This is a genomic window from Paracoccus sp. SSJ (genome assembly GCF_030234105.1).
Classification (GTDB): Bacteria; Pseudomonadota; Alphaproteobacteria; order Rhodobacterales; family Rhodobacteraceae; genus Paracoccus; species Paracoccus denitrificans.
Genome location: NZ_JASSPE010000025.1, coordinates 39198 through 50695 on the forward strand (window position 1 = coordinate 39198; position 11498 = coordinate 50695).

Genomic DNA, 11498 nt, shown 5'->3' on the forward strand with positions numbered 1-11498 from the left:
GCTTACTCGTAGTTCGAGAGGTTCTCGGGGGTGACGGGCTCGAAGGGCACCCAGATATTGCGTTCGGGCGTTTCGCCCCCCGCCATGGCGATGGCGGTCTGGACCGCGACCTCGCCCTGACGGGTGGCGTTCTGGTAGACGGTGACGTCCAGGTCGCCGGCCCGCATCGCCGCGAGGCCGTCGGGCGTCGCGTCGATGCCGGCGACGACGACCTTGTCCATCGCCACCCCCGCCGCCTTCAGCGACTGGATGGCGCCGATGGCCATCTCGTCATTGTTCGAGATGATGGCGTCGAAGGCGATGCCCGAGCTCAGCCAGTTGGTGGCGATGTCCTGCCCCTGGGTGCGGTTCCAGTTGCCGACCTGCCTGTCGACGATACTCATGCCCGAGCATTCCGGGGTGGCGATCACCTCTTCGATGTCGCGGGTGCGGATGGCCGAGGCCTCGTTCTCCAGCGGCCCCATCAGCACCATCACGTTGCCCTTGCCGCCCAGCATCCGGCAGACCTCGCGCGTCTGCATGGTGCCGCTTTCCACCTCGTCCGAGCCGACGAAGCTGGTGCCCTTGGGCAGCGCCTCATGGCCGATCGGCGGGTGGTTGACATAGACCAGCGGCACGCCGGCCTGGGTCGCCATCTGCGTCATCGCCGGGGTGGCGGCGCCGTCGACGGCGTTGACGATGATCGCATCGACACCATTGGCGATGAAGTTCTGCACCTGGTTCTGCTGGCGGGCGACGTCGAGCTGCGCGTCCTCGAGGATCAGCTCGGCGCCATCCTGCGCCGCCTGCTGCTTGATGCCGTTCAGCAGGATGGTCAGGAAGGGATTGTCGAAGCTGGTCATGCTGACCCCGATCCGGGTGCCCCCGGCCAGGGCCGGGGCGGAAAGCCCCAGCACCAGCGCCATTGCGGTCAAGCCTTTCATCATCGGTCCCCTTACGCCTTCTTGCGCTTTTTCTGGCGGTAGACATCGGCGACCACGGCGGCGACGATGATCACGCCCTTGATCATCTCCTGGTAATAGGCGTCGAGCCGCAGGAAGGTGAAACCCGAGATGATGACGCCAAAGATCACCATGCCGATCATCGTTCCCAGGATCGAGCCGCGCCCGCCGGTCAGGGACACGCCGCCGATCACCGCCATGGCGATGGCGTCCAGCTCGTACATGGTGCCCATGCCGGCCTGCGCCGTCAGGCCGCGGGCGGCGACCACGATCCCGGCCAGCGCCGACAGAAGCCCGGCGATGGCATATATCCTGACCAGCTGGCGCTCGACGTTGATCCCCGAGACGCGCGCGGCCTGCGGATTGGCGCCGATGGCATAGGTGAACTTGCCGTAGCGGGTGTATTTCAGCGCGACATGGAAGATCAGCGCCACCACCAGGAAGATGAAGACCGGCATCATGCCCTTGCCGATGGCGGCGAAGCTGTCCGAGGGAAAGCTGATCGGCTGGCCCTTGGTATACCATTTGGCAAAGCCCCGCGCCGTCACCATCATGCCCAGCGTGGCGATGAAGGGCGGGATCCTGGTATAGGCGATCAGCACGCCGTTGATCGTGCCGCAGAGCAGCCCGAAAAGCAGCCCGGCCAGCAGCGGCACCACCACCGGCAACCCGGTCAGGTCGGGATAGATCGCCCGCTCGTAGCCGGCGGCCTGCGCAAGGCTCATCGAGATCATGGCGGTGGCGCCGACGATCGAGCCCGACGACAGGTCGATGCCGCCCGAGATGATGACCTGGGTCACGCCGATGGCGATGATGCCCACCACCGAGACCTGCAGGATCATGATGGACAGCCGTTGCCAGTTGCCCAGGAAGCTCTGCCCCTGCATGATCCAGCCCAGGATCTCGAAGGTCAGGCTGATGCCGACCAGGACCAGAAGGATGTTGAGTTCCGCCATCATCGGGCGGTGGCGGCGCGGTGCCGCGGCCATGCTTGCGTCTGACATGGGGTTCCCCTGTTACTTGGCGGCCAGCGACATGATCTTGACCTGATCGGCCTCGGCCCGGTCGAGAAAGCCCGACACATGGCCCTCGTGCATGACCATGATGCGGTCGCTCATTCCCAAGACCTCGGGCATTTCCGAGGAAATCATGATGACGGCCACGCCCTGCGCGGCCAGCTTGGTGATCAGCCGGTGGATTTCCGCCTTGGCGCCCACGTCGATGCCGCGGGTGGGCTCGTCCAGGATCAGGATGCGCGGTTCGGTCAGCAGCCAGCGAGCGATCAGCAGCTTCTGCTGGTTGCCGCCCGACAGGTTCTCGACCGTCTCGCGCAGGCTGGGTGTCTTGATGCGCAGCGTCGCGGCCATCTCCTCGGCCTTGGCGGCGACGGTCCGCAGGTCGATGAAGCCGTTTTTCACATGGCTTCTGGTGATCAGCGCCGACTGGATGTTTTCCAGGCAATCGAGGATCAGGAAGCAACCGCTTTCCTTGCGGTCCTCGGTCAGGAAGGCCATGCCATGCCCCATGGCGTCCGAGGGACAGGTGATCTGCACATGCCGGCCGTCGATCAGGATGTCGCCGATGGGCGCGGGATGGACGCCGAAGATCGCCTCGGCCACGTTCGAGCGCTTCGAGCCGACCAGCCCGGCGATGCCCAGGATCTCGCCGGCGCGGACCTGGAAGCTGACGTCGTGGAACACGCCCGGCAGGGTCAGGTTCCTGACCTCGAGCACGGTCTCGCCGATCTCGCATTCGATCTTGGGGAACATCTCGGTGATCTCGCGGCCGACCATCATGCGGATGATGTCGTCGCGGGTCACGTCGGCGCTGGGATGGGTGCCGACATACTTGCCGTCGCGAAAGACGGTGAACTCGTCGGCGATCTCGAACAGCTCGTTCATCTTGTGGGTGATGTAGACGATGCCGATGCCGCGCGACTTCAGGTCGCGGATGATGGCGAACAGATGCTCGACCTCGGCCTCGGTGATGGCGCTGGTCGGCTCGTCCATGATCAGCACGTCGGAATTGTAGGAAACCGCCTTGGCGATCTCGACCATCTGCTTTTGCGCCACGGTCAGTTCGCCGACCTGCTGGTCGGGGTCCAGGCGGATGTTCAGCCGGCCCAGCAGTTCGGCCGTCATCTGCCGCATCCTGCCGTGATCGACCAGCCCCAGCCGGTTCAGCGGCTCGCGCCGGATCCAGATGTTCTCGGCCACCGTCATCCAGTTCATCAGGTTCAGTTCCTGGTGGATCATGGCGATGCCCGAGTTCAGCGCGTCGAGCGGCGTCCTGACATCCAGCGGCTGCCCGGCAAAGCGCACCTCGCCGCCATCGGGCGTATAGACGCCGGCGATGATCTTCATCAGCGTGGATTTCCCGGCGCCGTTCTCGCCCATCAGCGCATGGACGGTGCCGGGGCGGATCTTCAGCTGCACCCCGTCCAGGGCCTTCACGCCCGGGAATTCCTTGGTGATGTTGTCGACTTCCAGAATGTATTCGCCATGCCAGGCGCTGGTCCGGTCAAGCATCGTCTCCCCCTTCGTCTTGATCGGGCGGGGCCGGGACGACCCCGCCGCCGGCATCAGTTCCTGGAAAGGAACTCGTCCAGATTTTCGGGGGTGACGAGTTGGAAGGGCACATAGACCTTTTGCTCGACCGTCTCGCCACGGGCGAGCTTCAGCGCCGTGTCGACCGCCCCGTGGCCCTGCCCGGCCGCATCCTGGAACACCGTCACGTCCAGATCGCCGGCCTTCATCGCCGCCAGCGCGTCCTGCGTCGCGTCGATGCCGCCGATCACCACGTCATCCATCGGACGGCCCGCCGATTTCAGCGCCTGGATCGCGCCGATCGCCATCTCGTCGTTGTTCGAGATCACCGCGTCGAACTCGGTCCCGGCCGAAAGCCAGTTGCTGACCAGGTCGGCGCCCTGGGTGCGCGACCAGTTCGCCGTCTGCTCCTGGACGATGGTGATGAAGCCGCATTCCGGCGTGGCCAGCACGTCCTTGATGTCCTGCGTGCGCATCCGCGCCGCCTGGTTCGACAACTCGCCCATCAGCACCACGGCCCGGGCCTCGGTCTTGCCCTGTTCCTTGAGCAGGCGGCAGATCTCCTGCGTCTCCAGCGTGCCGGATTCCTTTTCGTCCGAGGCGACGAAGGCCTGCTTCTCGGGCAGGCTGTCCAGGTTCACCGGCTGGCGGTTGACAAAGACCATCGGGATGCCGGCGTTCTGCGCCGCCGCGCTCATGGCGATGGTGGCGTCGGTATCGACCGGGTTCACGATGATCGCATCGACGCCCGAGGCGACGAAGTTCTCGATCTGGTTCAGCTGCTTGCCGACGTCGTTCTGCGCATCGTCGATCTGGATCGTCACGCCGTCCAGCGATGCCGCATGCTCCTGCATGCCGTTGCGCAGCACGGTCAGGAAATTGTCGTCGAACAGCGCCATGCTCACGCCGATATTCTCGGCCATGGCCGTGCCCGAGACCGTGACGGCACAGGCGGTCGTCAGCAGTAATGCTTTCATTCTCGTCATCCTCCCCAATCGGTTCCGCAGGCACCCAGGGCCCGCACAGGGCGGGCGGCATGTCCGATACCGGCCCTGCGCCCTGCCACCGGACCGCGACTCCCGAGCGCGGACCGTGGGGAGAGACTTCTGCCAGAAAGCGATTCCCGTCAAACTCTTTGAGAGGTTTTATCCATCATGAATGATAGAAAGATGGTCAATAATGATGGTTTTCCATCATTCTGGCCGATCACAGGCTTTCGGGCGTCACGACCAGAGAGGTGACGAAACGCTGGCCGGGATTCTCCGCCATGCCATGTTCCAGCACATGCGCGACGGCGCTCAGCAGATCCGCCGCCAGCGGCTGCAAGGGCGTCGCCAGCACCACCGAGACGATGCCCTGCATCAGCCCCTGGCGGGATTCCGGCGTCAGTTCGTTCACGATCAGCGCCACCTTGCCGCCCAGCTGCAATTCCTGGATCGCGGCGATGGCGCCCTCCATGCCGCCGCCGGCACAATAGATGCCGGCAAGGTCGGGGTGGCGCGCGGCGATCTCCAGCGTGGTCTCATAGGTCAGTTGCCGGGTTTCGAGGTTGATCATCGTGTCCAGAAAGGCGATCTCGGGCGCGTATTCGCGGAAATAGCTGCGAAACCCGGCCTCGCGCAGGTCGTGGCCGTGAAAGCGATGGCCGCCGATGAACAGCGCCAGCTTGCCCGGACGGCGCATGATGCGATGCATCAGCCAGGCGGCGGTGCGCCCGGTCTTGAGATTGTTGGTGCCCAGATAAGCCTCGCGCACGCCGGCGGCGAAATCGGACAGCAGCGAAAACACCGGAACGCCGCGCCCGCGCAGCATGGCGACGGCCGAGGTCACGTCGTGATGGTCGATGCCGGTCGCCGCCACGGCCTGCACCTTGCCGGCCATGCCGGCGATGGTTTCGGCGAAATCGGCCGGCGACTGGCCGGGCGAAAACCGGATGGTCAGCCGCCAGCGGCGCAGCGGATCCTGGCGCGCGGTCTCCTGGATGCGTGCGGCGAAATCCTGATAGAAAGCGTGGCGTTCCTTTTGCAGAACGATGCCCAGATGCAGTTCCGGCACATGCGCCAGCGCCCGCGCCCGGATCGCCGGCGCCGCGTGATAGCCGACCGCCTCGGCAGCTTCGGAAACCTTGCGCGCGGTTTCCTCGCGCACCCTGGCACGGCCGTTCAGCACGCGGTCGACCGTCGCCACGCTGACTCCGGCCGCCTTGGCCACATCCTCGATCGTCGGGCGTCCCGGCATGTCTTCCCTCATCCATATGAGGGTAAGCGTGATGGAATCACGTCAGGATTGCAATGCCCCGCAAAAGCGTTTCACCCCATGCCGAGGGGATCGCGGCGCCAGCGCGCCCGCTTGCGATCCTCGCGCAGGCTCCACAGCGCGATGGCGCCCCAACTGAAGCAGTAAAGCAGGCCCACCCCCAGCACCAGCCAGCCCGGGATCGGCCCGATGGCGGCGCGCTCCAGCAATTCGCCAAAGGATTGCAGCGCGGCCGGATGCACCGCCAGCTTGCCCAGATAGGCGGCGGTCTGGATCAGCAGGATCCAGAAGTAGTTGCGCCGGATGCGCCGGCCGATGGCGGTGCGCAGGCTGACGTGATAGGCGGGGCGGCGGTAATCCTCGGCCAGCCTGTCCTGCCAGCCGGTATCCATCCGCAAGTCGCCGTCGTTCAGCATCGGCGCCATGAAGTTCAGCTCCATCCAGCGGCAGCGTGCGCGCCAGACGTTGAAATAGCGATAGCGCCGCGCCTCCAGCATCAGGAAGAAGATGATGAGAATGCCGACCAGCACCAGCGGCAGGGGCGAAGCCTGGGGCGAGGAAAAGGTGATCGACAGCGCCACCCCCAGCGTCACCACCGACCAGTTGGTGGTGGTGTCGAGCCGTGTTCGCCAGATGGTCGAGCGATAGATCTCTGCCCGATAAAGATGCGCCAGCGCCCCGATCTCCGCCGTATCCAGCGGTTTGCGGCCGTTCCCCTGTCCGTCCATTTGCGCGTTCTCCCTGCCTCGCAGCTTGGCAGGGGACGCGTTTGGGGGCAAGTGCCCGCTATCCGGGCAGGCATGCGGATCGGCGCCTCATTCCCCCGTGCGCTTGCGGGTCAGCGAGAACTTGTAGGGCGAGACGCCGTATTGCCCCCGAAACACCTTGGAGAAATACGAGGACGAGCCAAAGCCGCAGGCCACCGCCACCTGCATGACGCTGAGATTGGTCTCGGTCAGCAGAGAGCGGGCATGCTGCAGCCGCACCTTGTTGAGATATTGCAGCGGCGTCGTGTCGAGGTAGCGCTGGAACAGCCGCTCCAGCTGGCGGCGCGAGATGCCCAGGTGGCTGGCGCATTCGCCCAGATCGACCTCGTCCTCGACATGGGCCTCGATATAGGCCACCGCGCGGATCAGGTGGTCGTTGCGCGTGCCCAGCCGGACGGAAAGCGAGCTGAGCTGCTCTTCCTCGCCGCGCCGGATCTGGCCCAGCAGGCACATGTTCATCACCGCCTGGCCGAGTTCGGCGCCGTAGTAATCCTCGATCAGCTTCAGCGCCAGCTCGGCCGAGGCGACGCCGCCGGCACAGGTGACGATGCGCTCGTCGATACAGAAGATGCGCCGCTCGGGCGCGAGGTCGGGATATTTCTCGGTGAAGTTCGGAAGGTTCTCCCAATGCAGGGTAAAGCGACGGCCGTTGAGAATGCCGGCGCGGGCCAGGGCATAGGCGCCGGTGCAAAGCCCGCCCACCGTGCCGCCATGGCGCCATTGCTTGCGGATCCAGTCGGTCAGTTCGGCGCTGCATCCCGCATCCGGCTCGACCCCGCCGCAGACCAGCACATAGTCCGAGGCGGGCGCCTCGGACAGCGGTGCGTCCGGCACCAGCGGCACCCCGTTCGAGCAGGCGATCGGCGCGCCCGTCTCGCTGTGGATGCGCCATTTGAACAGCAGCCTCTCGGTCAGCTGGTTGGCCACGCGCAAGGGCTCGATCGCCGAGGTGAAGGCCAGCATGGTGAAACGCGGCATCAGCACGAAAGAGATCGTGATCGGCGCCCGGGGCGGCGTCGAAAGCTTCACATGGGCAATGCCCCGCGCGATATAGCGCTCGCTGTCTTCGGCAACGGATTGCGGCACGATACCTTTCCCGAATGCTTCGCCCGGCCGGCGGACCGCGCGTCAGCTTTCGCATTGCCACAATGCGCGGCGGGCTGCCAAGCCCCTGCCCGCACGGTTCCCCCCGATCCGCGCCGCTTCCGGCGTCTCGTGCGGGGAAACCCCGCGGGATTTGCAGCGCCTGCGGCCATGGCGCGAAGGCGCCGGGCAACGCACCGGCATGAAGGCCGCGCTAGAACAGCCCGTGACGGCCGCCGACCGCGCCGACCACTGCCACCACCGACAGCGCCAGCAGAATGCGATGCATCCGCGCCAACCGCACGAAATCGCGCCCCGGATCGCGCGACCGGCGCATGCGGCGATGCAGGAACAGCGGCTCGATCAGGTAGAGCATGACCGAAAAGGCCAGCCAGACCGCCAGCATGGCATGCATCCACCAGAACCGCATCTCGGCGAAGCCGTGCCACATGTCGCCGCGCCAGACCATCCAGAATCCGCTGGCCCCGGCCAGCAGCACCCAAAGCCGGGCCTGCGGGGCGAACCGGCCCTCGATGCGGTGAAAGAAGCGCAGCCGCTCCGCCGCAGGGAAGGCGGCGGCGACGGCGGGGATCAGAACCGTGGTGACGAAGGCCACGCCGCCGATCCAGAACAGGACGGCGACGACATGGACGATCCGCGCCAGGGCAAGATCGTCCATGACGCGCCCCGCCTCAGGCCGCCAGCAATTCGTCGGCCGGACCGAAGAATTCGTAATGGATCCGGTCCGAAGGCACGCCCGCCAGCGACAGCGCCGCGACCGCCGCGCGCAGGAAGGGGCGCGGGCCGCAGATATAGTAATCCGCCTCGCCCGCCGGCGTATTGGCCAGCAGCCATTCCTCGGTGATCAGCCCGGCATGGTCGTAGTCGCGGCCGGCGACCTCGTCCGCCAGCGGGGTCTGGTGGAAATCGGTGACACGGATCTGCGGCCGCCCCTCGGCCAGCGCGCGGACATGGGCGCGCATCGCATGGGTGTCGCGGTCATGCGTGCCGTGGATGTAATGCACCGGAACCTGCGCGCCGGACTGCACCAGCGCCTCCAGCATCGCGACCATCGGCGTCAGCCCCACGCCCCCGGACAGCAGCACCACCGGCCGCTCGGGTCGCTCGGCCAGGAAGAACTCGCCCGCCGGCGCGGCAATCTTCAGCACCGCCCCCGGCGCCTGCTCATGCAGCCAGCCCGAGGCCAGCCCCTGCGGCTCGCGCTTGACCGAGATGCGATAGGTCCGGCCATTCGGCGCGGCCGAGATCGAATAGTTGCGCTTGGCCGGGGCATGGCCGGGGATCTCCAGCCAGAAGGTCAGGTACTGGCCCGGCTTGTGGGCCATCACCGGCCCGCCATCGACCGGGCGCAGCACGAAAGAGGCGATGGTGCTGCTTTCGCGGATCACCTCGTCGATGCGGAACGCGCGCCAGCCGTTCCAGCCGCCCTCGCTGGCCTGCTGTTCGTCGTAGATCCGCCGCTCACGCGCGATCAGGATGTTGGCGAGGAACCAATAAGCCTCGCCCCAGGCCTCCAGAACCTCGTCGGTGGCGGCGTCGTCCAGCACCGCCCGGATCGCGCCCAGCAGCGCCTCGGCGACATGGGGGTAATGTTCGGGCAGGATCTGCAGGCCGACATGCTTCTGGGCGATACGCTCGACCGCCGGGACCAGCGCCGTCACGTTGTCGATATTGTTTGCATAGGCCAGGATCGCTCCGGTCAGCGCGCGCGGCTGCGCCTCGGCCCCGTCCTGATGCGACTGGTTGAACAGGTCGCGGATTTCCGGGTTCTGGAACATGCGCGCATACATTTCACGCACGATATCAAGACCATGAGCCTCGATCGCGGGGACGGTGGCTTTGACCAGCGCAATGGTCTGCGCGCTCAAGGGCTGCGGCATTCGGTTTCTCCTGCAAGGTTGCGCGGCAGGGATCCCGGCCGCGACTCAAAAACATGTATTCTGGATACATCTATCCTTGCCGCCAGAAACATGCAATCAGGATGCATGTTTTATCGGAGACCGCGATGCGCCTGACGCGCTATACCGATTACGCCATGCGCGTGCTGCTGTATCTGGGCCGAGAGCCCGAGCGGCTGTGTTCGATCGGCGAGATCGCACAGGCCTACGGCATCTCGCAGAACCATTTGATGAAGGTCATCAACGATCTGGTGAACGCGGGCTTCCTGGCCAGCCTGCGCGGCCGCCACGGCGGCATCCGGCTGGCGCGGCCGCCGGCCGAGATCAATATCGGCGCGCTTGTGCGCCATACCGAGGACGATTTCGACTTGGTCGGCTGCGGCAATTGCATCATCGCGCCAGCCTGCGGGCTGACTTCGGTGCTGGACGAGGCGATGGCGGGCTTCATGGCGGTTCTGGACGGCTACAGCCTGGCCGACGTGCTGGCGCGGCGGCCGGATTTCTCGTATCTGCTGAACCCGGTCGCGCCACGCGAAACGGCGCGGTCCTGACCCGGATCAGGCGCCCTCGCCGTCCCGTTCCCGAAACGCCCAGTCCTGGAAGGCCCGGGCGTTCTCGGCGAGGTCGGCGGGCGGTGGGTCGGTCGCCAGCAGATAATAGCCGTAATTCTCCAGCACGGTGACCGGCGACAGTTGCACCAGCCGGCCGGCGTCCAGATCGTCCCGGATCATCGCCAGCGGACACAGCGCCACGCCCTGCCCGGCCAGCGCGGCGGCGCGCAGCAGGTTGAAATCCTCGAAGACCGGCCCGGCCTCGCCCGGCTCGATGCCGCTGCCGACGCGCGCAAACCAAGCGTGCCAGGCGGATGTGTCGGTATCGTAAAGCAACCCCGCCGCCTTGATGCCGGCGGCCGAGGGCGGCCCCTCGCCCAAGGCGGGCAACAGCGAGGGGTTGCAGACCGGCGCGCTTTCGCCCGGCAGAAAGGCCAGCACCCGCACGCCGGGCAAAACCGGCGGGCTGTCGGCGAAGACGAAGGCGAAATGCGTGCCGCGAAAGTCGATCTCCTGCCCGTGAATGGCATAGACCACCCGCAGCGCCACATCGGGATGCGCCTGGCGAAAGCGCGAAAGCCGCGGAATCAGCCAGCAGATCGCCACCGACGGGATGGCGGCGATCACCAGCGGCTGCGCCTCGCCGGCCCGGCGCACCCGCTTGCAGGCCGCCTCGATCTCGGCCAGCGACAGGCTCAGCGTGCGCGCAAGCTCCTGCCCGCGCGGCAGGATCTCGGGCCGCGCCCCCGAGCGGTCGAACAGCGCCACGCCCAGGAATTCCTCAAGATGGCGGACCTGATGGCTGACCGCCGACTGGGTGACGAACAGCGCCTTGGCCGCCTCCTTGAAGCTTTTCAGCCGGGCGACGGCCTCGAAGGCGCGCAGGGCATTCAGCGGCAAAAGCGACATGGGATTCCTCAAACGTTTGAGATTTTCTCAAGTGAACCATGAGAAACCGTCTTTTGACAAGGGCCCGTCCCGGCCCGATCCTGCCGCCATCCGAACCCCAAAGGACGAAAGGGAGATCCCATGCAACGCGACCGGCTTCAGAGTTTCATCGGCAATGGCGAGAAGGCGGTCCCGACCTTCTCGGCCTCCGAGATGCAGCGCCGCCAGGACGGCATCCGCGCGCATATGGCGCAGGCGGGCGTCGATGCGGCGCTGTTCACCTCCTATCACAACATCAACTATTACGCCGATTTCCTCTATTGCCAGTTCGGCCGCCGCTACGGCCTGCTCATCGACCACGACAAGGCCACCACCATCAGCGCCGGTATCGACGGCGGCCAGCCATGGCGCCGCAGCTTTGGCGGAAACATCACCTATACCGACTGGCAGAAGGACAATTATTTTCATGCCATCCGCCAGATCGTCGGCAGCGCCAAACGCATCGGCATCGAGTTCGACCATGTCAGCATCGACCTGCTCGCCCTGC

Annotated in this window: 12 protein-coding genes; 2 read left to right on the plus strand and 10 right to left on the minus strand. The window is 66.0% G+C overall.

Translation table 11 applies throughout. The annotated features are described in order from the left end of the window. Window positions 1-2 precede the first annotated feature (2 nt). The 9 genes from QPR87_RS20410 to hmpA form a co-directional block, all read right to left on the minus strand. Window positions 3-923: a sugar ABC transporter substrate-binding protein gene (locus tag QPR87_RS20410; protein WP_285051128.1), complete on the minus strand. Its 921-nt coding sequence runs from the start codon at window positions 921-923 to the stop codon at window positions 3-5. 11 nt (window positions 924-934) lie between these two features. After that, window positions 935-1945: an ABC transporter permease gene (locus QPR87_RS20415; protein WP_011747977.1), complete on the minus strand. Its 1011-nt coding sequence runs from the start codon at window positions 1943-1945 to the stop codon at window positions 935-937. A 12-nt stretch (window positions 1946-1957) separates the two neighbouring features. Further along, window positions 1958-3469, minus strand: coding sequence for a sugar ABC transporter ATP-binding protein (locus QPR87_RS20420; RefSeq protein WP_104492299.1), 1512 nt, complete (start codon window positions 3467-3469; stop codon window positions 1958-1960). A gap of 53 nt (window positions 3470-3522) precedes the next feature. Further along, window positions 3523-4464: a sugar ABC transporter substrate-binding protein gene (locus QPR87_RS20425; RefSeq protein WP_285051129.1), complete on the minus strand. Its 942-nt coding sequence runs from the start codon at window positions 4462-4464 to the stop codon at window positions 3523-3525. A gap of 229 nt (window positions 4465-4693) precedes the next feature. Further along, window positions 4694-5725, minus strand: a complete 1032-nt coding sequence (locus tag QPR87_RS20430) for a LacI family DNA-binding transcriptional regulator (protein ID WP_285051130.1) — start codon at window positions 5723-5725, stop codon at window positions 4694-4696. A gap of 71 nt (window positions 5726-5796) precedes the next feature. Beyond that, window positions 5797-6471 (minus strand): DUF2270 domain-containing protein, encoded by a 675-nt coding sequence (locus QPR87_RS20435; protein WP_104492225.1) that lies wholly within the window; start codon window positions 6469-6471, stop codon window positions 5797-5799. 87 nt (window positions 6472-6558) lie between these two features. Beyond that, on the minus strand, window positions 6559-7596 hold the full coding sequence (locus tag QPR87_RS20440; protein WP_011747982.1) for a GlxA family transcriptional regulator: 1038 nt from the start codon (window positions 7594-7596) through the stop codon (window positions 6559-6561). 211 nt (window positions 7597-7807) lie between these two features. Further along, window positions 7808-8272, minus strand: a complete 465-nt coding sequence (locus QPR87_RS20445; RefSeq protein ID WP_285051131.1) for a hypothetical protein — start codon at window positions 8270-8272, stop codon at window positions 7808-7810. Between the two features lie 13 nt (window positions 8273-8285). Then, entirely contained in the window at window positions 8286-9494 is a 1209-nt protein-coding gene (gene hmpA / locus QPR87_RS20450) for an NO-inducible flavohemoprotein (protein ID WP_285051132.1), read from the minus strand. A 125-nt stretch (window positions 9495-9619) separates the two neighbouring features. On the opposite strand from hmpA, the gene QPR87_RS20455 reads away from it, so the two are divergent. Continuing rightward, window positions 9620-10063, plus strand: coding sequence for an RrF2 family transcriptional regulator (locus QPR87_RS20455; protein ID WP_285051133.1), 444 nt, complete (start codon window positions 9620-9622; stop codon window positions 10061-10063). A gap of 6 nt (window positions 10064-10069) precedes the next feature. Here the strand turns inward: QPR87_RS20455 and QPR87_RS20460 are convergent, their stop codons facing one another. Then, complete coding sequence (locus QPR87_RS20460) at window positions 10070-10972, minus strand: LysR substrate-binding domain-containing protein (protein WP_285051134.1); 903 nt, start codon at window positions 10970-10972, stop codon at window positions 10070-10072. A 120-nt stretch (window positions 10973-11092) separates the two neighbouring features. Between QPR87_RS20460 and QPR87_RS20465 the strand changes: the two genes are divergently transcribed. Beyond that, window positions 11093-11498 (plus strand): aminopeptidase P family N-terminal domain-containing protein (locus tag QPR87_RS20465; RefSeq protein ID WP_285051135.1); only part of this gene is annotated, 406 nt, incomplete at its 3' end.

What these genes read in the sequence shown, in the direction of transcription:
- QPR87_RS20410 (WP_285051128.1), bottom strand. Translation starts at nt 923, where the DNA reads ATGAAAGGCTTGACCGCAATGGCGCTGGTGCTGGGGCTTTCCGCCCCG.
- QPR87_RS20415 (WP_011747977.1), bottom strand. Translation starts at nt 1,945, where the DNA reads ATGTCAGACGCAAGCATGGCCGCGGCACCGCGCCGCCACCGCCCGATG.
- QPR87_RS20420 (WP_104492299.1), bottom strand. Translation starts at nt 3,469, where the DNA reads ATGCTTGACCGGACCAGCGCCTGGCATGGCGAATACATTCTGGAAGTC.
- QPR87_RS20425 (WP_285051129.1), bottom strand. Translation starts at nt 4,464, where the DNA reads ATGAAAGCATTACTGCTGACGACCGCCTGTGCCGTCACGGTCTCGGGC.
- QPR87_RS20430 (WP_285051130.1), bottom strand. Translation starts at nt 5,725, where the DNA reads ATGCCGGGACGCCCGACGATCGAGGATGTGGCCAAGGCGGCCGGAGTC.
- QPR87_RS20435 (WP_104492225.1), bottom strand. Translation starts at nt 6,471, where the DNA reads ATGGACGGACAGGGGAACGGCCGCAAACCGCTGGATACGGCGGAGATC.
- QPR87_RS20445 (WP_285051131.1), bottom strand. Translation starts at nt 8,272, where the DNA reads ATGGACGATCTTGCCCTGGCGCGGATCGTCCATGTCGTCGCCGTCCTG.
- hmpA (WP_285051132.1), bottom strand. Translation starts at nt 9,494, where the DNA reads ATGCCGCAGCCCTTGAGCGCGCAGACCATTGCGCTGGTCAAAGCCACC.
- QPR87_RS20455 (WP_285051133.1), top strand. Translation starts at nt 9,620, where the DNA reads ATGCGCCTGACGCGCTATACCGATTACGCCATGCGCGTGCTGCTGTAT.
- QPR87_RS20460 (WP_285051134.1), bottom strand. Translation starts at nt 10,972, where the DNA reads ATGTCGCTTTTGCCGCTGAATGCCCTGCGCGCCTTCGAGGCCGTCGCC.